19 protein-coding genes and 1 pseudogene are annotated in these 22,789 nt (G+C 72.1%); 8 read left to right on the top strand and 12 right to left on the bottom strand.

Annotated elements, in window-relative coordinates; all coding sequences use genetic code 11:
• Positions 1-231: 231 nt before the first annotated feature.
• The 10 genes from ACIG87_RS12455 to ACIG87_RS12410 all read right to left on the bottom strand — a co-directional run bounded on the left by ACIG87_RS12455 (position 232) and on the right by ACIG87_RS12410 (position 13,058).
• Complete coding sequence (locus ACIG87_RS12455; RefSeq protein ID WP_396850606.1) at positions 232-1,392, bottom strand: MarR family transcriptional regulator; 1,161 nt, start codon at positions 1,390-1,392, stop codon at positions 232-234.
• A 430-nt stretch (positions 1,393-1,822) separates the two neighbouring features.
• The gene (locus tag ACIG87_RS12450; protein WP_396850605.1) at positions 1,823-2,875 is read right to left on the bottom strand and encodes a M23 family metallopeptidase; all 1,053 of its coding nucleotides are present in this window, start codon (positions 2,873-2,875) and stop codon (positions 1,823-1,825) included.
• Entirely contained in the window at positions 2,863-3,681 is an 819-nt protein-coding gene (locus tag ACIG87_RS12445; protein WP_396850604.1) for a replication-relaxation family protein, read from the bottom strand. Before ACIG87_RS12445 ends, ACIG87_RS12450 begins: the two co-directional genes overlap by 13 nt.
• A 62-nt stretch (positions 3,682-3,743) precedes the next feature.
• Positions 3,744-5,342: a type IV secretory system conjugative DNA transfer family protein gene (locus ACIG87_RS12440; protein WP_396850603.1), complete on the bottom strand. Its 1,599-nt coding sequence runs from the start codon at positions 5,340-5,342 to the stop codon at positions 3,744-3,746.
• Positions 5,339-6,598, bottom strand: coding sequence for a hypothetical protein (locus tag ACIG87_RS12435; RefSeq protein WP_396850602.1), 1,260 nt, complete (start codon positions 6,596-6,598; stop codon positions 5,339-5,341). The genes ACIG87_RS12440 and ACIG87_RS12435 overlap by 4 nt, the downstream gene beginning before the upstream one ends.
• Before the next feature lie 129 nt (positions 6,599-6,727).
• Complete coding sequence (locus ACIG87_RS12430) at positions 6,728-8,521, bottom strand: VirB4 family type IV secretion system protein (protein WP_396850601.1); 1,794 nt, start codon at positions 8,519-8,521, stop codon at positions 6,728-6,730.
• Positions 8,518-9,444 carry a PrgI family protein gene (locus ACIG87_RS12425; protein ID WP_396850600.1) on the bottom strand — a complete coding sequence of 309 codons (927 nt, stop codon included), beginning with the start codon at positions 9,442-9,444 and terminating at the stop codon, positions 8,518-8,520. Before ACIG87_RS12425 ends, ACIG87_RS12430 begins: the two co-directional genes overlap by 4 nt.
• Entirely contained in the window at positions 9,441-11,507 is a 2,067-nt protein-coding gene (locus ACIG87_RS12420) for a hypothetical protein (RefSeq protein ID WP_396850599.1), read from the bottom strand. Before ACIG87_RS12420 ends, ACIG87_RS12425 begins: the two co-directional genes overlap by 4 nt.
• On the bottom strand, positions 11,507-11,953 hold the full coding sequence (locus ACIG87_RS12415; protein ID WP_396850598.1) for a pilin: 447 nt from the start codon (positions 11,951-11,953) through the stop codon (positions 11,507-11,509). The genes ACIG87_RS12420 and ACIG87_RS12415 overlap by 1 nt, the downstream gene beginning before the upstream one ends.
• Positions 11,954-12,236: 283 nt before the next feature.
• Positions 12,237-13,058 (bottom strand): hypothetical protein, encoded by an 822-nt coding sequence (locus ACIG87_RS12410; RefSeq protein WP_396850597.1) that lies wholly within the window; start codon positions 13,056-13,058, stop codon positions 12,237-12,239.
• A gap of 646 nt (positions 13,059-13,704) precedes the next feature.
• Here ACIG87_RS12410 and ACIG87_RS12405 point away from each other — a divergent pair.
• The 6 genes and pseudogenes from ACIG87_RS12405 to ACIG87_RS12380 form a co-directional block, all read left to right on the top strand.
• Positions 13,705-14,427 carry a hypothetical protein gene (locus ACIG87_RS12405; RefSeq protein WP_396850596.1) on the top strand — a complete coding sequence of 241 codons (723 nt, stop codon included), beginning with the start codon at positions 13,705-13,707 and terminating at the stop codon, positions 14,425-14,427.
• A complete protein-coding gene (locus ACIG87_RS12400) occupies positions 14,420-15,376 on the top strand; it encodes a TRM11 family SAM-dependent methyltransferase (protein ID WP_396850595.1) in 957 nt (318 codons plus the stop codon). Before ACIG87_RS12405 ends, ACIG87_RS12400 begins: the two co-directional genes overlap by 8 nt.
• Positions 15,366-15,635, top strand: coding sequence for a hypothetical protein (locus tag ACIG87_RS12395; protein ID WP_396850594.1), 270 nt, complete (start codon positions 15,366-15,368; stop codon positions 15,633-15,635). Before ACIG87_RS12400 ends, ACIG87_RS12395 begins: the two co-directional genes overlap by 11 nt.
• A 164-nt stretch (positions 15,636-15,799) precedes the next feature.
• Entirely contained in the window at positions 15,800-16,234 is a 435-nt protein-coding gene (locus tag ACIG87_RS12390) for a hypothetical protein (protein ID WP_396850593.1), read from the top strand.
• The gene (locus tag ACIG87_RS12385; RefSeq protein ID WP_396850592.1) at positions 16,231-16,728 is read left to right on the top strand and encodes a hypothetical protein; all 498 of its coding nucleotides are present in this window, start codon (positions 16,231-16,233) and stop codon (positions 16,726-16,728) included. The genes ACIG87_RS12390 and ACIG87_RS12385 overlap by 4 nt, the downstream gene beginning before the upstream one ends.
• A pseudogene (locus tag ACIG87_RS12380) lies at positions 16,659-17,681 on the top strand (recombinase family protein); the annotation flags it as partial. The gene ACIG87_RS12385 and the pseudogene ACIG87_RS12380, both read left to right, overlap by 70 nt.
• 288 nt (positions 17,682-17,969) lie before the next feature.
• Here ACIG87_RS12380 and ACIG87_RS12375 read toward each other — a convergent pair.
• Both ACIG87_RS12375 and ligD read right to left on the bottom strand, forming a co-directional pair.
• Entirely contained in the window at positions 17,970-18,257 is a 288-nt protein-coding gene (locus ACIG87_RS12375; RefSeq protein ID WP_396850591.1) for a hypothetical protein, read from the bottom strand.
• A gap of 410 nt (positions 18,258-18,667) precedes the next feature.
• Complete coding sequence (ligD, locus tag ACIG87_RS12370; RefSeq protein ID WP_396850590.1) at positions 18,668-19,627, bottom strand: non-homologous end-joining DNA ligase; 960 nt, start codon at positions 19,625-19,627, stop codon at positions 18,668-18,670.
• Positions 19,628-19,810: 183 nt separating this feature from the next.
• Here ligD and ACIG87_RS12365 point away from each other — a divergent pair, with 183 nt between their 5' ends.
• Both ACIG87_RS12365 and ACIG87_RS12360 read left to right on the top strand, forming a co-directional pair.
• Positions 19,811-20,398, top strand: a complete 588-nt coding sequence (locus tag ACIG87_RS12365) for a TetR/AcrR family transcriptional regulator (protein ID WP_396850589.1) — start codon at positions 19,811-19,813, stop codon at positions 20,396-20,398.
• Positions 20,399-20,411: 13 nt separating this feature from the next.
• On the top strand, positions 20,412-22,643 hold the full coding sequence (locus ACIG87_RS12360; protein ID WP_396850588.1) for an MMPL family transporter: 2,232 nt from the start codon (positions 20,412-20,414) through the stop codon (positions 22,641-22,643).
• The last annotated feature ends 146 nt before the right edge of the window (positions 22,644-22,789 follow it).

Genomic DNA, 22,789 nt, shown 5'->3' with positions numbered 1-22,789 from the left:
GTCACGCGGCGGTACTGGCCGGGCCGGTTCCCCGCATTCGGAGCAGCGCAGCGACCCCGGCGCGAACGTCGGGCCGTGGGCGGCGTGGTCGTGGTCGGGGTGGCCGTGGTCGGGGTGGCCGTGGTCGGGGTGGCCGTGGGGGGTGGTCATGTCCGTTCCTTCCGTGCGCTTGTGGGTGGGCGTGCGGGTGCCGGGGCCGGGCGTGGTGCCCGGCCCCGGCGGGGCGGTCGGTCAGGCCGCTACCGGCGCGGCGGCGGCCTCGTCGGTGCCGGCCTCGTCGGTGCCGGCCTCGTCGGCGGTGGTGTCGTCGGTCTGCGGCGGGGCCAGGAACGCGCGAACCTCGGCGGTCGGGGCGGGCGGGTTGTCCGCGAGGGCGTACGTTTCCGGGGCCTCGCGGGTCAGGATCAGCACACCGGCCCCGGCGAGCTTTTCCATGGCGTTGCGGACCGCACCGGGGCTCCGTCCGCCGATCTCACGGGCGACGGTGCCGGGGGTCACGTCGTGGCCGGTGCCGAGGTCGCGCATGAACGCCTCGACCCGGTGCCGCAACTCGTTCTTAGCCAGCTTCACCGATCCGTCACTGTTGATCTCGCCGGTCGTGCGGCCGGTGCCGGTGGTGCGCCGGGCCGAGGGGCGGCGGATCTTGCGGGTGTGACCGCACGTCGGGCACGTGGTGTGCGTCGGGGCGTTGGCCGGGTCAACCGTGGCGAGGTCCCCGTCGCCGATGACCCACAACTCGTTACCGTCGTCGTCAACCGGCAGGCGACGCGCGGCCCCGGCAACCTCCATCGCGGCGAGGATCGTGTCGCCCATGACGATCGACAGACCGCTCTCGTTGATCGCGTTGTCGGCGGTGATGCCGTCCGGGTGCCCGCCCAACACACCCGCCATGATCAACACCTTCAGGTCAGGCTGACGCGGGGCGACCGGCACCCCCGACACCGGCGCACCGGACACGGGGGCCTCCGGTAGCGCGGACTCGTCCGCCCCGCCGCCCCCGTTCGCGTCGTCGGCGGGGGTCGCCTCGTCGGTGGCGTCCGGGGTCGCGTCGGTGGCGTCGTCGCCCCGGGTCGCCTCGTCGGTCGCGTCGTCGCCGGGGATCGCCTCATCGGTCGCGTCGGTGGCGTCGTCGGCCGGAGTCGGCTCGTCGGTCGCGTCGGTGGTGGCGGGGTGCCAGATGTCGGCGCTCTTGCGGTTGCCGTTGGTCGGGCCGGGGGTGCGGGTGGCGGTACCACCGGCCTCCATCGCGGCGAGGGCCTTGGAGGCGGTGGACTGACCCACCCCGGCCTCGGCCGCGAGGTCACGGACGGTGATGCCGTCGGGGTGGTTGGCGAGGGTCCGGGCGACGGTGGCGGCGGTGGTGGTCGGCGCGGCGTTGGCGTTGGTGGACATGGCGAATAAACCTCCGTGCAATAGGGGTCGGCAATAGCGATTCCGCGTGCGCATGGTGCGCATTGTTTGCGGTTCCGCCGGGGCGGTTTTTGTTGCCCACGTCCATGGACGCTCGATGCCCGGTGATTGTCAACCCCGTTGCGCAAGACTCTTTACGGGAACCGCGCCGCGCCGCTTCCGTTCTCGATTCAGGAACCGCTACCGCCGCCCGAAACGCCATTTGACGGCCCCATGTCCGACGCTGCGCCACGTTCGGCGCGGCTCCCTAGTGGCTGCATAGGGTGGGCGGTGTGGGGGCCGCTCACACCGTCTTACGGGGTCGCGGTTTCCGGGTCGAAACGACTACGCCGCGCGCCCGGCGGACCGGACGCGCGGCGCTCACGGCAACCCAAGGGGCCTTCTTAGAATGTGCGAAAAATCACTTCATGAATTACAGGGCCACGCCTTTTTGACGCATGAAAGGAACCGGGTCAACGGCATTGTTCTCGGTGGCGGGATAGCCTTCGTGGATCTCGTAGTGCAAATGGGGGCCGGACGAGTTTCCGGAACTTCCCACGTTGCCGATCGGCTGTCCCGCGATCACGGTTTGCCCTACCCGCACAATGGGTTGCCGCACCATGTGGCAGTACCGCGAAACGATGTCCCCCGCGTGCCGGACTTCCGCGTACCAGCCGCACCCGCCGAGGCCGGGGTAGCCGTCACGGTCGCACGGCATCGGCCCGCCGGTGGGTTCCCATGAGTCGCCTCCGACGTTGCACCGCACCCGCACCACGACGCCCCCGGACGCGGCACGGATGACGGTGCCCTTCCCGGCCATGATGTCAACGCCGTCATGTCCGGGCCGCTCACCGGTGCGGAACCCGGAACCCGCCGTGCCCGCCACCGGGCGCGTCCACCCGGCGGCACTAACCGGGGCGTCGTCGCAGACGGGCAGCGTCCCGCCGGTGTACGCCGCAACGATCTCGGTTGCCCGCGTCTCGTGTTTGGCGTACGCGTCCGGGTACGCCGACCGTTGCACCCGTTGCGCCGCGTCGGTGAGCGGTAGCCGTTCCCACCCCGGCACCCGCAACAGCGCCTCGTAGAACTTCCCGGCGGCGTAGTCGGGGCTCATGATCTGTTCCGGGGTGCCCCACCCTTGCGACGGTCGCTGTTGGAACAGCCCCAACGAATCATGATCGTTGTCCGGGCCTAGGTCACCATGATTGATCAATGACGATTCTTGCAACGCCGTGGCAACCGCGATCACCCACCCGCGCACCGGTACCCGCAACCGCTCACCCACGGCCACGATCACCCCGGCGTTACGGGCCTGTTCCGCCGTCAACCCCGCCGGGGTCGCACCCGGCACGGTGACCGCCCCGACGCAACTACCGCCGCCCCCGCCCCCTCCGAACACCGATGAGACGACCCCGGCGGTAGCGGCGATGATCAGCAGCAACACCACGGCGACCCCGGACGCGACCCACCCGACTACCCGTCCCACGGCGTGCCACCGTCGCCGGTCGGGGCGGGTAGCCCGGCCAGGCTCACCCGGTCGGGGTGCCCCACGATGCGCCACACCGGCCCCGCCGGGCCGCCGGACGCGGCGGCGTGGTCGGCGGCGGCGGTCACCACGGTCACCCCGTCCGGCACCCCGGCCCGGCGCAAGTGGGCGTGCAGGTTGGCCTCACGGGCGGTAGTGGGTAGCCAGAACAGCACCGGAAACGCCCGCCGGGGCGGTAGGGCGGCGTAGCCGGTCAGCTTGCCCACCACCCGCCCCAACGTTTCGGTACCGAGGTCAGCCTCCAACCAGAACGGCACCGCCCGCCCGCCATCGGCCCACACGCCATGCCCGTCCGGGCGTACCAGGTTCCCGCACGCGTCCCGGCACCGTGCCTCGTTCCACCAGCGCACCAACCGCGCGCCGGGATGCGTACGCGCGTGCGCGGTGAGCGCGACGAAGAACCCGTTCACGGTCACCAGGTGCGCCAGCATCGGGGACATGGCCAGACGCGCCGTAGCGTCGCGTACGACGGCCGGGCGGGGCAACGCCTCGTCTCGTCCGGCCGCGAGCAGGGCCGCGCCGACCGGGCCTAGCGTCCACCGCCAGGATTGCGAACCGGGCCGCTGGTAGTGACGGAACCGGTCGAGGATGTCTCGATCGTGCAAGGTGTTGAGCCGGTTGCGGGCACGACCGACGGACCCGAAGGCCAGGTCGACAAGCTGGTCGGTGGTGAACGTCCGGTGCTGGTCGAGCAGGTCCAGGAGGAGCCGGTCTCGGGGGGTGAGCCGACCGAGTTCGGCAGCCACGACGGACGCCGTGAGGCGGAAGCTGCCCTTGGCAGATGTGTTGGTAGGAGGGATATCTCTTATCAGTCGGTTCCGGTCCACGGGTCCTCCTCACCGCCGTCCACGTGCGCGTATGACGTGTTCAAGGGGGCGTGTTCACCCGGCTGTTCGTGGTCGTTGCGTTCCTCGTTGGACCGCTCGTTAGAGGTCTCGTTAGACCCCTCGCCCTGAACAGCGAAGGTGTTGCGGCCCACCAGTTCCACCACTGCACCCTCGACGGGTGTCGACCGCTCGGCCGGGGCGGTAGCGGTCGCGGTCTCGCCGAGCAGCCGGCGACGTTCCTCGGCGGCGAGGCCGGTGTGGTCACGGGCGGCGCGGCGCAGCTCGCCGGCTCGGCCCGGCAGAGGAGGTGACGGGGGCTCGGTGTCGGCGGTGACCGGTGGCACCACGCGGCCACCGGCGACCGGCCGCAGGACGACTTCGTAGCCGCCGAGGCGGATCAGGTCCCCGTCATCGAGGTACGGCCGCAGGTGCCGGGCCTGATCGATGGCATCGCGAGGAGCGAGGGCGAAGTACACCTTGTTGCGGGCGTTGGCGTCGATCGCCTCCACCATGTCCCCGGACAGTTGGCCGAGGTACTGATGGGCGAGGACGAACGAGGTGTGCAGACCGCGGGCCTCGGCGAGAGCGTCATCGATCCCGATCGGCAGGTGCAGGAAGTTGTGGCACTCGTCCAGGACGATCATTGCGTCCGGGCGCTCGTCCTCGGGAATCCGGGCGCGGGCGGTGGTGGCCTGCCAGAGCCCCGCGAGGAGCAGCGAGCCGACCAGGCGGGTGCCGTCTTCGCCGATGACACCCTTGGGTAGCCGCGCGAGCATGATGCCGCCGTCGAGGATGTCAGCGAAGGAGAACGTGGTGGCCGGCACCCCGAACAGGCTGCTCGCCATCGGGTGCGCCAGCACGAGACGCAGCCGGGACAGCAGCGGGGCGACGAGGCCGGAGCGCTGCGCGGCGGGCAGCTCGTTGAACCCTTCCCAGAACTCGCCGAGGGTGTTGCCCTCCCAGGCGTTCAACCTGCTGGTGACGGCGTTGACCCGGGCGGTCCTCCACGCGGAGTCCGACAGCAGCCGCGGTAGCTGGGCGAGGGTGGCGCCCTCGATGTGGGCGAGGGTGAGCAGTCCGTGATAGCAGATGTCGGCGGTACGGTGCCCCCACCAGCGCGACCACACCTTCGCCATCACCGCCGTGAGGTTCGCGGCCACGTCGTGCGCGCTGCCACCGTGCACACTCGGGTCGAGCAGGTTGATCGCCGGGGGCGCGGCCCGCTCGTCCGGGTCGATGAGGACGAGCCGGTCACCACACGACTTCGGTAGCCGGGCCAGCAGGTCTCGAATCAAGTCGCCTTTGGCCGGGTCGAACGCGGCCACGCCGCGCCCGGCCTCGACGTCGTCCAGGATCATCCGCATCAGCAGGGTCGTCTTGCCCGTGCCGGTCGGCCCGAGCGCGTGGACGTGGTACCGGCAGTCGGCCAGCGAGATCCCGACCCGCATCGGCGCACCGGCGTTGGCGACGCCGATCACCTTGCCGCCCGAACCGTGCCGATCGGCCAAAGGCACCAGGTTGAGCCTGCGCTCCTCGGTGCCGGTGTTCGACCCGGCAGCCTTGGCTTCGATCTTGTTCAAGGGGTACTCCAAACGGTCGGCGGATCGTCGTGTCCCTCGGGCTCGGCCGGCGGGTCGGTGGACGGCCGGCGGCGCGGGGCCGGGGTAGCGCGGAAGACCTCGCGGGTGGCGGCCCGACGCCGCGACGCCGCACCGGGCAGGCCGTAGGCGGCCGGCTCGGCGGGCAGCCCCGCGAAGGCGGCGGCTTCCGCGACGGAGACGAGGCTCATCCGGGCCTCGGGCACCCACCGGTCAGCCGCCGCGACCGCCCCATGCCGTAGCCGGCGGCGGGTGAAGTGCGCCGAGAGCAGCCCGAACCCCGAGCTGACATCGGCGGCGGCGGCGACGGCGGCCGGCTTGGTCGGGCCGGCGGCGACGGCGTAAACGGCGACGAGCAGGTGCGGCGCGTCGGCGTACTTCGCCCGCGCCTGCCGGGCCAGCTCGGCGGTGTACGGGTCGGTCGGGCTGGGGCGACGCCTCGTGCTCGACGAGCCGCCGGGGGTGAAGATGTCCAGGACGCCGATGAGCAGCGCTCGTAGCCCATCGGCGAGCAGATTCGCGGCGCGGGCGGTGCCCCGGGCTCGGCGGGCACGCTGCGGGTTGGTCATCGCGCGGCGGAGCAGCCGCAGGCGGTGGGCCGGTGCCCGGCCGAGGTGGACTTGCAGGAGCGCGCCGCCGGTGCGTCCGGCCGAGGCGAGGCCGCCGTAGACGGCCCGTAGCCGGTCCTCCTCGGGGGCGCCCGCGTCCACGCCTCGGCGCGCTGGTGGGGACGCGTCTTCGACCAGGGGCAGCCATTCGGGCTGGGTGGGCCAGACCGCGAGGGCGGCCACGGCCCCGGTCGTCTGGACGGCCGGTGGGGTGGTCTGTTCGGCGCGGACGCCGGGCCAGCCGCGTTGCAGCAGCCGCACGACGGCGGTCGGGTTGACCCCTGGTGGCAGCCACAGCCCGCACCGCATCCCGTCCGGGTCGGCGGCGACCTCCCAGACGAGCCGGGCCGGGCGCAGCGCCCACCGGCGCGGCGCGGGCAACGCGGTGGCGAGCAGCCGCCACAGGCCGATCGTCGCGGCCGGGGTGGCGGTCACCGGTGGGGTGATCTGCAGCCACCGGGCTCCGGCGGCGTGCCGCCGCCAGACGCGCCGCCGCCACAGCGTCCACCCGACCCGTACGGCGACGAGTGCGGCCACGGCGGCGAGGAGCAGCGGCCACCGGTCGCGGACGAGATGCCGCACAGCGCCGGTGGCGTCGTCGCCCCACGAGCCGCACAGCAGCTCGCCCACAAAGGAGCCGGGCACACCGCCCTGACCAGGAACACACCCGGCAGGCTCCGGCGACGACGGTGAGGACAGGACAAGGATGGGAACCATCGGGGACTCCGATCGGCGGAAGGAAGGGGCTCGCAGGCCGAGTCAGCGGCGGCGGGCTGGTAGGCCGGTGACCGGGCCGGTGACGATCAGCTCGTGCTCGGTGGCCGAAGCGTGGCTGTGGAAGGCCACCCGGGCTGATCCCGCCGCGAGGAGCGCGTCTCCGCGCTGGCAGGACAGCAGGAACGCCCGCTCGCCATCGGTCAGCCCGAACGCCTTCGCCACGGCGTCGATCGCCTGCGGCGCCTGCCGCAACAGGACCTGCGTCGCCGCGTTGGAGACGACGGCGCGGCCGGTCTTGGTGGCGAGCACGTCGGCGGCGTCCTGGGTCACGACGGTCAAGCCCGCGCCGTACTTGCGCGCCGACTTGGCCAGGGTCTCCAAGAACACGCCGCCGCGCCCGCCGGAGAGCAGTTTCCACGCCTCGTCCACCAGCACCATCCGCAGCACGGCCGGTCGAGCGCCGGAGGCGGTCGCGCCGCGTACGGTGCGCCAGATCGTGTCCAGGGTGAGCAGAGTGCCGACCGGATGAAGTTGCTCCGGTAGGTCCTTGATGGCGAAGACCACGAGGTGCCCCTGCGCGAGCGTGGTGGTCGGCCCGTCGAACAGGCCCTTCATGCTTCCGGCGACGTAGGGGTGCAGGCGGGCGGCGACTCGGCGGCCCGCGTCGTCGGTGCCCTCCAACGCGGCCATCACATCGGCCAGCAACGGCGCCGGTCGCCTCCACGTGCGCGGGTCAGTGGTGATGCCCTTGCCCCGGTACGCGGCCAGCACCGCCACATCGAGCGAGCGGGCCTCGTCGCCGGGAAGGGGCGCGCTGACAGCGGTGTCACCGCTTCCCATGACCGCGACCAGGGTCTGCATGAACCGCGCCCGGTCGTTGAGGGCATCGTCATCATCGGCCGGCAGGTCAAGAGGGTTGATCTTCACACCGGCCGCGCCGAGACGGATGACCGTACCGCCGACAGCGTCGGACAGCCGCAGGTACTCGTCTTCGGGGTCGATGACGAACGCCTCCACCCCGAGGCACAGGTTGCGCAACAGGTCGAGCTTGGCCAGGTACGACTTGCCTTCCCCGGATCGGGCGAGGATGACGGCGTTGTAGTTGGACTGCGCCCACCGGTCCCAGACGACAACGCCGGCCGAGTGCAGGTTGAGCCCGAACAGAACGCCCATGCCGCTGTCTCCGGCGGTGTCAGGCAGGTCGGGACTGGTGAACGGGAAACTCGCCGCGAGGGCGTCGGTGTCGAAGACCCGCTTCATCCCAAGCGCGTCAAACGCGAGGGGTAGGCCGCTGATCCAGCCCTGCAACTGCCGCCACGTCACCGGCGCGGTGTTGAGCAGCAGCGAAGAGGCCAGGGACCGCACCTCGGCCACCCGGTCAGCGAGGTCGGCGGGGCTGGCGCCATGCACAGTCAGGTACAGGCTGAGTCGGAACAACCTCGCTTCACCTCGCGCGACACGGCCGGCCAGCTCGGCGGCGTCGACCGCGGCGGCGTCGAGTTCGGGATCGTCAAGGCGGCCCTTGGCCGCGTCCTGGCGGCGGGAGGACTCGAACCGGCCGCGCTGCTTGCGCAGCCGCTCGGAGGCCACCGCCGGCGGGACCGGCTCGATGTGAAAGGCGGCGTCGACCAGGCCCGGGTAGGACAGGATCGGCTCCGCCCACCCCGGGCCGACCTCGGCCGGGTATCCGACCACGGCGAGCGTGGCGCTGTAGCCGTCCCCGACCCGCACGTGTCGGCCGTCGACCTCCACGGCGTCCGGGGAACCGGGCAGGATCGTGGCCGACTCGGGCGCGGAACGCCGCCGCGTCGGCAGCAGTGCGGAAAGCAGGCTCACAGGTCATCACCTCCGTCAGATGTGGCGTGGGGCGTGAGGGATGCGGCGGTGGGGTCGAGGCTGGCCGCGAGCCGCACCGTGGCGTCCGGCCCATCGAGGACCCGGGCGGGAACCTCGCAGCCGGCGAGGGCGCGCACCGCCTCGGCCGCTGCGTGGGCGGCGTGGTGCGCGCCGCGTCGGCTGCGCACGGCGACGGTGACCTGCCGGTGTAGCAGCTCGCGCTGCCCGGCCAGGTCGTCGAGGAACGCCACGTGCGCGCGGGCGGCCTCCTCCAACGCGGGATGCGGCAGCCCCGGGGCGGCGGCGAGGAACCGGTCGGCGAGGTAGGTCAGGTCGACCCGCTGCGCCCGCACCACAATCTGCGCCGGGCCGTCGAGGCTGTGCAGCCACCGCGCGAACCCGGCCACCAGGCCGTTCTGCTCTCCGGGGGTTCGCAGCCCGAAGGCCACCGTCGAGGCGGCGACCAGGCCGGTGGTGCCGTCTGGCCCGAGGTTGATCAGCCCGTCGCCGGTGATGCCCTTCGCGGGCAGCCGCAGCGGTGCGGGCAGGGGGAGCTGGTCACCCGGCCCGGCGGTGGTCTGTACCCACGCCGGGGCTGGGGTGACCGGTCCGTCGGCCGGTACGAGCCGGCGCGGGCTGCGGCGGTGCCGCAGCGCCGCGAGGACCCAGGCGTCGAGCGGAATGCTGTCCCGGCGGCCGACCGCGAGCAGGAACGCCCCGGCGGCGACCGGAATCGCACCCGCGAGGAACACCAGCGGATGTACGAGTGTCGCCACCGCCGTCCACACCGCGTAGAGCAGGAGGCCCGTGACGGCCAGGATCACCAACTGCCGTCCCGACATGCCGAACGCGATCCGGTCCGGCCGCTCGATGTCGGCGGGTACCCGAGCCCGCATCGGGGCCTCGTCGCTGTGGCGGCTCATCGCTGATCACCCCTCGGTTTCGATGGCGAGCGCCGCACCGGAGCGGACGACCGGGCCGGCGGTGGGGACGGCGGGGACGGGGACGGCCCGGTACGGACGGCGGTCGGACCCACCGGGGTCGCACCAGCCGCCGGGGACGGCCTCGCCGTCGGAGACGGGGACGGGCGCGGCGGCGGGGTCGGGACGGCCGACCGTCGACCGGCCGGGGACGGTGGGGCGGACGAGGCCGGTGGACGAGGCCGGGGTGTGCTGGTGGCCGGTGCTCGCCGGGTGGCGGTGCTCGCGTTGGCGGTGGCTGGCCCGCTCGGGGTGGCGCGGCGCGCCGCCGTGGGCCGTGTCCCGGGGGTCGAGGCTCGTCGTGACCCGCCGGCTCTCGGTGCGGCCGGAGCTGCGGAGAATACCGGCGTGACCGGGGCAGGTGGCCGGCGCGGCGCGCTCTGTGGCGCTGGTGCGGCGGAGAACGTCACCGCCGGTGCCGCGCCACTGGGTGTTGCTCTCGGTGTCGTGGTGGTGGCGTCGCTGAAGGCGACTCGGGCGGGCGGTGCGGCCGGGGCCGGTGGACTCGGCTGAGGCGCGGACGGGTGAGAGAACTGCGCGGCCGGGACACCGCCGGACGGCGCTGGCGGTGGCGTGGACGGGGCCGCCGGGTGGCTGAAGGTGGGGGCGGCGTTCGTCCCGGACGGCGCGGACAGCGGCGTATGGGTGACTGGGGCGTGGCTGAAGGCCGCCGGTCCCGGCGGGGACGGCGGGACGGGAGTCGGCCCGGGACGGGGCGGACGCGGTGGACGGGGCGGACGGGGGCCGCCCGGCGATGGACGGGGACCGGGCGGACGAGGTGCCGTCCGTCCGGCGGTCCGGGCCGCGCTCGCGCCGCCCAGGATGCCGGCCGCCGCGCCGAGTGTCTTGATCATCAGGACGGCGTGGACGATTTGGCCGAGCAGTCCTCGGCCGCTGCGCTGTCCGAGCGGGCCGAGGATGAACTGTCGCATCCAGCCCGGCAGTTTGATCAGCAGCCACAGCATCGTCAGGCAGACCACGATGCCGAGGAGGCCGGCGCCGGTTGCGGGCACGCCCAGCACGGTCGGCCCGGCGGGGGTGAGGAACACCTTGATGCTTGCCATGACGATGACGGCCTGACCGAGTTGCAGGCCGAGGCAGGCCAGGACGCAGCGCCACCACAGGTTCGCCACGCCCTCGGTGAACGGGCTGGCGTGGCAGATCAACGCCGCCGGGGCGAGACCGAACAGGATGATCAGTGCGGCGAGCCGCAGCACGAACGTGAACTCCAGGACGACGCACATCACGATCACGGCGATGGCCATCAGCGCCATCAAGAAGCCGTCGCCTTGCAAGGCGTTGTCCACGATCTGCCGAATCGCGGTCGCGGCGCTCGGGCCGTCGATCGTGTTGCCGGCGATGGCCACGGTGAGCGCGTTGGTCAGCTCGATCGCCTTCTGCCCGAGCAACAGGCTGCAATTCGCGAGGACCACGCCCAGGGCGATGCGGGGTAGCACCTGCTTGAGGCCGTACTGGGTTTGCAGGGTCTCCCGGGCGGTGACCAGGAACCCTCCGGCGACGATGAACAGCACGACGACGCCGTTGGCGACGATCAGGCTGGTCGTCCAGATCGCCTTGACATGCTCGTTGTTGGTGAGGTCGGGGGTCGACAGCCACGACGCGCCGAGGGCTTCCATCACCGGCTTGAGGGCCTGCTCGGCGGCCCACACGACCAGGTCGACCACGGCCTTGCGGATCTGGCCCCCGATGTCGTACCAGGCCGGATCATCGTCAACAGAAGGCTGGCCGGGCGTCGGGGCCGGACCGGGAGTGGGTGCCGGCGCGGAGGGAGACGGTTCCACTCCCGGCGGGCGGACGCCAGGGTCAGGCACGCCGGGCGTTGGCGGCGTGCCGGGTGCGGTAGCGGGCGGGCCGGGTGCCGGGCTCGGCTCGGCGTGCGCCGGCCCGGCCCAGGTCAGGGCAAGGCCGGCGAGGATCACCAGGCCGAGCAGCAGCAACGCCACCGGTCGGACCGGGCGGCGGGGTCGGATCGCGAGGGCAGGCATCAGGCCACCCACGCGCCGACGATGGTCACGAACAGCGGAGCGAGCAGCGCGAGGCCGTAGCCGATCGCGGCGGACCGCAGCGCGAGTTTGGCCTTCTCGACCTCGCCGGGGTCGCCATTGGCGGCCATGTAGCGCAGCCCGCCGACGGTCAGGAAGAGGGTGGCGACGGCGACGAGGATGCCGATCAGCCAGGTACGGATGTTGTTGGCGACCTGTTCGATCGACTCGGCGGCAAGCACCACCGGGGCGGGCTCGGCCGCGTACGCCGTGCCTGGGGCGGCGGCGAAGGCGACCGTCACCGCGGCGGCCCCGAGCAGCATCAGCGAGGCGCGGGCCGGACGAGAGAGGTTTCGGCGGGGACGGCGGACGGACGGCCGTCCCCGCCCGGCGGTCCCGAGGCGGCGGGGAGCCGCCGCCTCGGGACGCGCAGAGGGGTGGTGATTCATGGGATTGGGCACCTCCAGTGCGCACGCCTTGGCAGCCCGCAGCGGGGCGTGGGTGCGCGAGTGGGCGACGAAGGCGGGACCGGGCGGTGCGCTCGTGGGTGACCTGTGGTGCCGACCGGCGCGGCCGTCCTCCTCACGGGGAAGGCGGTGAGCCGGGGACCGTACGGGGTGTCAGCGCCGTCAGCGGGTCCGGTCGGAGAAGGTCACCTGCGCGGAAGAGTCCCGCACTAAGGGATTACAAATCCGGGCCTCGAATTGGAAAGCCGCAGCTCAGGCGGCGTGCTTACGGACGCTTCCGGGCGGTCGGGGCGTCGAGGACCAGGGTTGCGGTGGCCTCGTTGATCGCGTCGGCGTACGGGTCGGACAGCTCGCCGGACTCGATCGCGGCCTTGAGTCGGGCGACGGCGGCCGTGCGCCGCTTGTAGAGGTTCCAGCGGGGCTGGCCGGTACGCTCGGCGTACTCGGTGAGACTGACGTCCTCCAGGTACGTCGCGCCGATCAGCTCCGCCTCCTGCGCGGTGATGGCCCCGGCGGTGACGGCGCGGGCGAGGACGAGATCCGGGTGGCCGTACGGGGCCGGTGGCAGTACCGCGCCGGGGGCGTGGTTCGGTGCCCCGGACGAGGCCGGCTCCAGGTCACGCAGCTCGGTGCGGGCCTTCGAGAACGCGGTCGACAGCAGGTGTCCGACCACGCCCGGCCGGTCCAGGTCAACCGTGCCGAGGGCGCGGAGGAAGTGCTCGACGATGGCGGCCTGCACGTCGCCGGTGAACAGCTTGGCCAGCAGGTACGCCTTGAACCGCAAGCCCGGCAGAGCGACTCCGACCGCGCCGGCACGCCATGCCGGATCACCGGTACGGGCGTGCTGCACCAGCAGCCGCCACGCGGCGTCCCGGGCGGCGTAGCCGCAGGAAGGGTGCATGAGGATCGCCGACAGCTCGGGCAGGGCGATGGGCCTGCAGGGCAGGCCGTGACCGAGGCTGCGGCCGTCTACCGACAGCGGGCTCGGTCCCTGCCCCATCAGCCGGAATCGGTACTCGATGTCGTTGAGCAGCGTCTCGCCCCGCTGCGGGGCGGCCGGCTCGGCGGTAGGGGTACGACGGTCCATGGTGGTGCTCCCTCGTGATGACCGTGTGCCGTCCGGCGGGAGTGCCGGTCGGCGCTGTGCCACCACGCCACCAGGGCCTTTGAACAGATCGTGAACACTCGTGATCTTGTTCAAGGGGGCTCGGCACGTGTTCAACCCGGCTGTCGCCGATGCCCGTCGATGCACCTCGGCTGCGACTCACCGACGCCCCGAGCCGGGGTGTTCAACCCGTGGTCAGGCTGTTCAAGGCCCTCCGCGCCGGCCCAGCCGCTTCGAGGCAGCCCGCTTGAACACGCCCGCAACAGATCCACCTATATGGATCGAGCTGGAGGGCCGGAAGAGGCCACGGAAATGCCCGGGGGGATCTTGTTCAAGCCCCGAGGCGGTGAGCCCGGTCGTGTTCAAGCCGGGGGAGGATCTTGTTCAACCCGGTTGACGATCTTGTTCAACCGGTCACAACCCCGTCGCGGTCCTCCGCCGGTCAGATGACGTGAACGGTGAGCGCCTCAACGGCCCTGACCTGCGTGTTCAACCTGTCGATGATCTTGTTCAACCACTCCGCGTCGGGCAGGGGCCGAAGTCAGCGCGCGGCCGGGCTTCCAATCCGAGGCCCGGATTTGTAATCCCTTAGTGTCAGCGCTCGTCGGCGGACGTGGCCCACACGCCCATGCCGAAGCCCAGCTCCACCGCCCCCAGTGACCGGCCCCAGCCGGCACCGGTCGGCCTGCTCCTCGCCCGTACCCGCTTCCCCCGCACGCCCCGGCGGGGTGTGCCGGACTGGCACGGGCTGTCCCCGAGCCACCTCGCCTACGTCATCCGCCGCTACACCCACATCGGTGACGTGGTGCTCGACCTCGACGCGCACCCCGCCGCCATCGCCGCGACCGCCTACCTAGGCCGGGTGCCGGCCCGGCTGTTCACCGGTCGTCACGGCCTGCACGTGCGGCTCCTGCCGCCCGCCCCGGAACGCCGGACGCGCCACGCCCTGCGTCGTCCCGGCCCACGTGTCGACCTGATGCTGGCGACCCTGCCGGGAGGCGCGCCGGGCCTCACCCAAGTCGACTCGGCCACGGCGATGCGCGCCTGGCGGCCCCTGCTACGACCCGGCGGCTTTCTGCTCGTCGGACTCACCGCCTCGCAGCCTCAGTCGGGCAAGTCCAGTCACCGCGCCACGGTCATCGCCGCCGCCCGCGCCGCCGGACTCTTCTACCACCAGCACATCCCCGCCGTCCTCGTCCCGCTGCCCGAGCACGAGCCGCGCACCGCCCCGGAACGCCCCGACGAGGCCGACGACGGCCGGCGGCTGCTCGCCGGCCGTCACCTGCCGACCTTTCGAGATTTGGTCGTGTTCGGCACCACCGCCACCGGTGAGGAGAACGCCCGTGTCTGAGCCCCGTCCGCCGTTCCACCCCGCCGACCGCCGCGACCTCGAACCGACGCAGTCCGACGCGTCCGACCTGGCAGCCCTGCTCACCGAGGGCTACCTCGGCTCGGTCTGGCTCACCGGCCAAACCGCGTCGCGGGACCTGCGGCGCGGCCGATACACCCCCGAGTCGCTGGCCCACCCAGGCAAGATGCTGCCGACCATTCCCCGGTACGCGATCCGCACCTACACCAGCCCCGGTGACGTGGTGCTCGACCCCATGGCCGGCATCGGCACCACCGTCATCGAGGCCATGCACCTCGGGCGTCACGGCGTCGGCGTCGAGTACGAAACGGAATGGGCCGCGAAGGCAGCGGACAACATCCGCCACACCATCGCGGCCGGGGCACCGGGCCGGGGCGAGATCTACCACGGGGACTCGACCGCGCTGCCGACCCTGCTGCCGGCGAACCTGCACGGGCGGGTCTCGCTGGTCATCACCTCACCGCCGTACGGGCCGTCCACCCACGGCCACGTCCGCACCCCCGGCCCGAGACGCGGCAAGGTCCGCAAGATCCACCACCGGTACGGCGGCGTGGACAACCTCGCCTACCGCAGCCACGGCGAACTGGCAGACGGCTTCACCGCGATCCTCACCGGCTGCCGCCAACTCCTACGTCCCGGCGGACACGTCGTCGTCACCGCACGGCCCTACCGCCGCCACGGCGAACTCATCGACATCCCCGGCATGGTCGTCGCCGCCGGCATCAACGCCGGCCTCGAACTGGTCGAGGAATGCATCGCCCTCATCTGCGGCGTCCGCGACGGCGTGATCATCCCCCGGGCCTCGTTCTTTCAGCAGAAGAACACCCGAGACGCCATCGCCAGCGGCGACCCGCAATGGCTCGTCCAGCACGAAGACGTGGTGGTCCTGAGAACCCCGACCGGCGGCGACGAGGTCTCCGATGGCCGGTAGCCCGCGCATGTCCGGGGCTGGCGGCAGCAGGCCGCGCCGGGTCTCGCCCAACGCGGACAAGGGGCGCAAGACGCGCGGCAACGCTCCCGCGAGCGGCGAGCCCGTAGAGGCCACGGGTGCCCGCGGTGACGAGCCCGAGGTTCGCTTCGACATCACCGTTCTCGACGGCGACGCCGGCCGGCGGCTGGCCGTGCTGCAAGCCGAGGTGATCCTCGACGTCCTGACCTGGCTGCATCAGCACAGAACGGCGTCCTCCTGACCGCGCATCCCGCGCGTCCTCGACGTGCCGTCGAGGACGCGGCAGCCGCAACGGTCTTGATCCCTTCGCCGAGTTGAGCGGTGATCGACGCCCACGGGCCGACCGCCAGCACCGGCGGTCGGCCCGTGGCCTGATCCACACGCCAACAGCAGGAGGAACGCGTCATGTACGTCACCGTCACCCGTGACGGCACCGGCCGCATCGTCGTCTACGGCCCCCATGACATAGCGGTAATCGCACCGAACGATCAGGCGGTAACCATGGCCATCTGCCCACCGGGTGCCGCCGACCGCACCACCGGCACCCTGGCCCACCCCTACCAGCACGCCACCGCCGGGACGGCGCTCACCGCCGCCCCCGTGTGCGCCCCCGCCGCCGCCTCGGTGGACGATCTCAACGCTCCGACCCTCGCGGTGTGCATTCACCCCCGCAGCCACAGCGTGTTCGTCGTCGGCCCCTTCACCGGGCCTGACCGCGCCGAGCAGTGGTGGCACGCCCGCACCAACCGATTCGCCGAGACGGGCGCGCACTGCCACGTCCTCGCGCTCACGGCCCCCATCACCGGCGACGCCACCCCGAGCAGCGGAGACGAGGCATGAACCGCCGCGCCGCGACACCGCCCCCGCGCGTGGCGTTCTACGGCCGGACCGCCGATGTCAGCGACCTCGGCACGGCGGCCCTCGTGCTCGGCGGTCAGTACCAGCAGTGCGTCTCGGTCCTACCCGAAGGCGCTATCACGGCCGTGTTCTACGACCTCGGCACCCGGCCCCACTACCAGCCGGCACCCGCCCGCCTCTCCCTCGACAACGAGCGACAGGTCCGGCGCGAAGGCGGCCTGGATGACCTGCTCGCCTGGGTGAGCCGACCATGGCGCCCGTTCGACTTGGTGATCAGCACCGACGTCTACCGCCTGTCCCGCCGCACGGCGACGAGCACCACCATCCTGCGCACGCTCGCGCTGGCGAACATCGAGTTCCTCCAGGCGCCCGAGATCCGCGACGGTCACCGGCTGCCCGTCGCGCCATGGCGACTGCGCAGCGTCGCCTACATCAACGTGCTGACCCGCCTCATCAGCGAAGGAGGCGACCAGTGACGACCACCCTGCCCGACTGGCTACGCCCACCCGCCACCGCACCCGTACCTCAGCGGACGATACGCGTCGCGTTCCTCGGACGTACCTCCACCGACGAGCAGCAAGACCCCACCCTGTCGATTCCCCGGCAGTTGACCAACTCCGAGCGGGCACTCCTGCCCAACATGGTCATCGTCGCCTGGTTCTGGGACGTGGAGTCCTCCCGCAAGGAACTTAGCCAGCGGGGCCGAAGCACCGCGTGGCAGAAGTTCGACATCAATGTTCGCCGCGACGGCGGCCTCGCCGACATGCTGGAAGAGGCCACCTCGCCGGATCGCCGCTTCGATGTCGTCATCTGCGAGTCGATCGACCGCATCGCCCGGTGGACGCACCAAGGCACCAAGATCGAACACGACCTCGAACTCGCCGGGGTGCCGCTGCTGGCCGCCGACGAACCGATCACGCAGTCGAACAGCCGCAAACGCGCCGCCCAGGTCCTCCTACGGCGTACCAAGCAGGGCGTGGCCGAGTGGTACATGATCGAGATGCTGGAGAAGTCGTGGGACGGCTTCGAAGAGCACACCGGTCAGGGCTGGAACGTCGGCAAGCCTCCGTACGGCTACCTCGCCGAGAAGCACAAACACCCTGTTCCCGCCAAGCGGGCGCAGGGCAAGCACAAGACCAAGCTGAAGATCGACCCGGATCGCGGTCCTGTGGTCGAGCAGATCTTCGCCTGGCGCATCGACGAGAAGCTGTCCTACCGAGCCATCGCCGACCGGCTCAACACCGACCTCGACCGCTACCCGCCACCACAGCCCGTTGACCCCGCCCGCGCGGTCGGCCGGTGGACCGGCTCGGCCGTCCGCGAAATCCTCGTCAACCCGAAGTACACCGGCCACATGGTGTGGAACCGTCGCTCCACCAAAGACAAGATGCACCCCGGCAAGGTCAACCCGCGTGAGGAATGGATCGTCTCCGCAGAGCCCACCCACCCGGGCATCGTGCCGATCGAGACGTTCCTGGCCGCGCAGAACGTGGGCCGGTCTCGGGAACGATCACGCGCCGATGCCCGCCAGGGATCTCCCAACCGGCACCGGCAGACCAAGCGGGTCTACGCGCTTCGTTCCTACGTCTGGTGCGCGCCGTGCCAGCGGCGCATGTTCGGTCGAACCGTGACCGGCTACACCTACTACTCCTGCCAACCCCGAGAGCGGGCGATCCCCGAGGGCCACCCGAACATGATCTCGGTGACCGAGGACGTGCTACTCGACGCCGCCGACCGGTTCTTCAACATCTACGTCCTCGGTCCCGATCGAGTCCAACTGGCCACCCGCAGCCTGGACATCGCCGCCCAGCAAGCCGCCGAGGAGCAGCGCCGACAGATCACGGTGCTGCGGCGGACGCTGGAAGACATCGCCGCTCGCCGCCGCCGCCTCCTGCGGGTCATCGAGGAGAACGACGATCCGGATGGCAGCGTGTTCGCGGAGATCAGCGAGCGGCGAGCCCAACTCGACCGTGACCGAGAGATCAAGGCCGCCGAACTCGCACATCTCGAAGAAACCATGCCGGAGGAGCCGGGCAGCGCCGACATCCTCGCCGGCCTGCCGGAGATGGAAGTAAAGCTCGGCCTGCTACCGACCGACCGCCTCCGTCGCCTCCTGGACGCGTTCGCGGTGCAGATCTACCACGACGTCCGCACCAAGCAGGTCGCGTTCCGAGCCACCGTCAGCCAACACGCCACCCCGCACCTAGCCCGCCTAACCCGCGCCACGGTCAGCGGTCCCCGTGCCGCCACCGGCCACACCAGCACAGACGACGCCGCCCCCGCCGACGACGGCGGGGGCGGTGACTATTTGCAGTTCTGTGACATGCCCCGCCGGGGGCACCAGACAACGAGAAGCCCGGGTCGCCGACCCGGGCTTCTTCGCGTTCCCCGCAGCCGCTCTGCCGACGGCCGGGCTCAGCCGGTCTCGCGGCGGGCCTTCGCCCGGCGCTTCCCCTCGTGCATGGCCTGCACCCGGGGCACCGGGATGGTCCGCCCCTCGGCCACCAGGTCGGCCGGGAGCTGCTGCGGCGGGGGCATCGCCGCAGCCCACGGGTCTCGGTCGCCGAGCAGCTCCGGAACGGACCGCACGGTGAAATCGGCGGGGCTGACCCGGTCGAGGTCGTCCCAGGCCACCGGGAAGGAGACCGGCAACCCGGGGCGCAGCCGGGGGCTGTACGCGGCGACCACGGTCGCCCCGCCGGCCCGGGTCGGGTCGACGAAGACCCGGCCGCCCCGGTCCTCCCGGATGAAGGCGGTGGTCGCCGACTCCGGGGCGAGGCGCTCGGTGTGCACGGCCAACGCCCGGGTGGCGGCGGCCACCTCCTCGGCGGTGGTCTCCGGGTGCACCGGGACGAAGATGTGCAATCCCTTGGCGCCGCTGGTCTTCACCGCGCCGACCAGCCCCACGTCGGCCAGCGCCCGGCGGACCGCCCCGGCAACCCGGGCCACCGCCCCGAAGGCGTCCCCGTCCGGCGGGTCGAGGTCGAGCACGAGGTGGGTGGGCTGCTCCGGGTGGGTCGCGGTGACCAGCGCCGGGTGGTACTCGATCGCCCGCTGGTTGGCGAACCAGAGCAGGGTGCGGCGGTCGTCGCAGAGCGCGTACGACACCTGGCGGTGGGACGCCTCCGCCCAGATCTCGGTACGGCGTACCCACTCCGGGGTGTACTTCGGCAGGTTCTTCTGCATGAACGGCTCCTGCCCGCGCAGCAGCCGGACCACCGACAGCGGCCGGTCGCGCAGGCCGGGCAGGAGCCGGTCGCGCACGGTGTCCAGGTAGTCGACCAGGTCCCGCTTGGTCACGTCGCCGCCGGCGAGCAGGGGCTGGTCCAGGTTGGTCAGGCCGACCCCGTCCCGCGTCTCCGTCGCCCCGCTCATCCGCCCACCCTCGCGGCCGGTCCGCCCGGACGCAACCCCGACACGGGTCTGCCGCCCCCGGTTCGCCCGTGAGCATCGCAGCCCGTGACGGGTGAGACCGGTGTCGATCATGTGGTGAACGCCACCACCTTTCTCTGACCGATCGGTCAGTGTCTGACCGATCGGTCAGGCATGCTGGAGCGCATGATCCGTCGCACCCCTCGCACGCACGGCGAGATCCTCGCCGCGGCGGCCCGGCGGTTCGCGGTGACCGGCTACAAGGGCACCTCGCTGCAGGACATCGCCCGCGAGGTGGGCTGCTCGAAGGCGGCGGTGCTCTACCACTTCGCCAGCAAGGAGGCCCTGCTCGCCGAGCTGATGGCGCAGCCGATCGCGGTGCTGTGCGAGCTGGACGAGCGGATCTCGCAGCTGACCGGAGCGGCGGCCCAGCGCGTCGCGGCGGAGGGGCTCGTCGACCTCGCGGTGCGGTTCCGGGGCGAGATCTCGCTGCTGCGCGGGGAGTTCCCGGAGCTGCTGGCCCAACCGGCCTTCGCCCATGTGCAGCGCATCTCGGAACGGCTGATCGAGGCGATGACCGGCCCCGGCGGCCAGCAGGACGCGCGGGTCGCCGCGCTGGTGCTGCTCGCCGGCATCGCCGAGGGGTGCGACGCGTTCGGCGACATCCCCGACGACGAACTGCGTCCCGCCCTGCTGGCCGTCGCCCAGCGGGTACTCGTAACACCCGCACCGCCGTCACCACGGCCACCTCTCGACCCACCCAACCACGATTGAGGACAAGGATCTGATGGCGACCCTGCTGTACCGGCTAGGCCGGGCATCGTTGCACCGCCGGCGACTCGTCGTCGCCGTCTGGCTCGTCGTACTCGTCGGCCTCGGCATCGCCGCGGCCACCCTGAAGGGCCCGACGGCCAGCAACTTCACCATGCCCGGCACCGAGTCGCAGCAGGCGTTGGACCTGCTCGCCGACCGGTTCCCGGCGGCCAGCGGCGCGACCGGCACCATCGCGGTGAAGGCGCCCGCGGACGGCCAGTTGACCACCCCCGAGGGCCAGACCGTGGTCAAGGGGATCGTCCAGGAGGCGGGGACGCTGCCCGGGGTGGTCGCCGCGGTCGACCCGTACCAGGCCCAGGCGGTCACCCCCAACGGCCGGTACGCCCTGATCCAGGTGCAGTTCGCCACCGGCGCGGACGAAGTCACCGACGACCAGCGCGACGCGTACGAGAAGGTCGGCGCGCAGGCCGAGGCGCAGGGCTGGCAGGTCGCGCCCGGCGGTGAGGTGCTCAACTCCGAGCCCGAGGTCGGCTCGACCGAGGCGCTGGGTGTGCTGGTCGCCGCGATCGTCCTGGTCATCACCTTCGGCTCGCTGGTCGCGGCCGGGATGACCATGCTGAACGCGCTGATCGGCGTCGGGGTCGGCATGGCCGGCCTGTTCGCGCTCAGCGGCGCGGTCGAGCTGACCAGCACCGCGCCCATCCTGGCGCTGATGCTCGGCCTGGCGGTCGGCATCGACTACTCGCTGTTCATCACCTCCCGGCATCGGCAGTACCTGCTCGACGGGCTCACCCCCGAGGAGGCGGTCGGCCGGGCCGTCGGCACTGCCGGCTCCGCCGTGCTCTTCGCCGGCGCCACCGTGGTCATCGCCCTGGCCGGTCTCGCCGTCGTCGGCATCCCGTTCCTCACCGTGATGGGTCTGGCCGCCGCCGGCACGGTCACCGTCGCGGTGCTGGTGGCGATCACCCTCGCCCCGGCGCTGCTCGGTTTCGCCGGCCGCAAGGCCCTTCCCCGCAAGCTGCGCAGGGCCGACGCCACGTCGGCCGCCGGGTCCGGGTCGACCACCGACGCCGCCGCCGACGCCGCCGAGGCCGCGCCGGTCGCCCACGCCGCCGAGGACCGCTCCAACTTCGGGTTCCGCTGGGCGCACTGGGTGACCCGGCTGCGCATCCCGGTCATCCTGGTCGGCCTGCTCGGCCTCGGGCTGCTCGCCCTGCCGGCCCAGGACATGCGGCTCGCCCTGTCGGACGCCAGCACCGCCCCCGTGGGCACCCCGGCCCGGACCAGCGCCGACCTGATCCGGGAGGGCTTCGGTCCGGGCTTCACCGGCCGGCTCGCCGTGGTGGTCACCTCGGACTCCCCGCAGGACACCTCGGCCGCCGTGCCGCAGGTCACGGCGCTGATCCAGCGTACCGAGGGGGTGCTGACCGTGACCCCGCCGCAGCTCGACCCGTCCGGGCGGACGGCGCTGATCGGGGTGATCCCGAAGAGCGGCCCGACCGACGCCGCCACCGAGACCCTGGTCCACGACATCCGGGACCGGGTGGGCTCGGTCGGCAACGCCGAGGTGCTGCTGACCGGCGTGACCGCGATCGGCATCGACGTGTCCGAGAAGCTCTCCGACGCGATGCCGGTCTACCTGCTGCTCGTGGTGGGGCTGTCGATCCTGCTGCTGATGCTGGTCTTCCGGTCGATCCTGGTGCCGGTGAAGGCCGCGCTGGGCTTCCTGCTCACGGTGGCCGCCACCTTCGGCATCACCGTGGCGGTGTTCCAGCAGGGCCACCTCGCCAGCCTGGTCGGCCTGGACAGCCCGGCCCCGCTGATCAGCTTCCTGCCGATCCTGCTGATCGGCATCCTGTTCGGCCTGGCCATGGACTACGAGGTCTTCCTGGTCTCCCGGATGCGGGAGGACTTCGTGCACGGCGACACCGCCCAGCAGGCCACCATCAACGGGATGGGGCACGGCGCACGGGTGGTCACCGCCGCCGCGTTGATCATGATCTCGGTCTTCGGCGGTTTCGTCTTCCTCGACGACCCGGTGATCAAGTCGATGGGCTTCGCACTCGCGGTCGGTGTCGCCATCGACGCCTTCGTGGTCCGGATGACGATCGTCCCCGCCGTGATGTCGCTGCTGAACAGCAGGGCCTGGTGGCTCCCCCGCTGGCTGGACCGGGCCCTGCCCAACGTCGACATCGAAGGCGAGGGCCTACGGGCCCACCTCGACAAGCACCCGGTCAACGTCTGACCCCGGTGAAGCATGGCGTGGGGGTGCCCGGTGGAAGGCCGCGAAAGCCGCCCCGACCGGGCACCCCCACCCGCGACCACCGGTCCGGCCCGGCATCCGACGGCGACTTCGTCGCCGGGATGACACCGACCGTTTCTGATCGTTGA

Origin of the sequence: Micromonospora sp. NPDC051925, from assembly GCF_044548625.1 — a bacterium.
Taxonomy (GTDB): Bacteria; Actinomycetota; Actinomycetes; order Mycobacteriales; family Micromonosporaceae; genus Micromonospora.
This window is presented reverse-complemented; position numbering and strand designations above follow the sequence as displayed.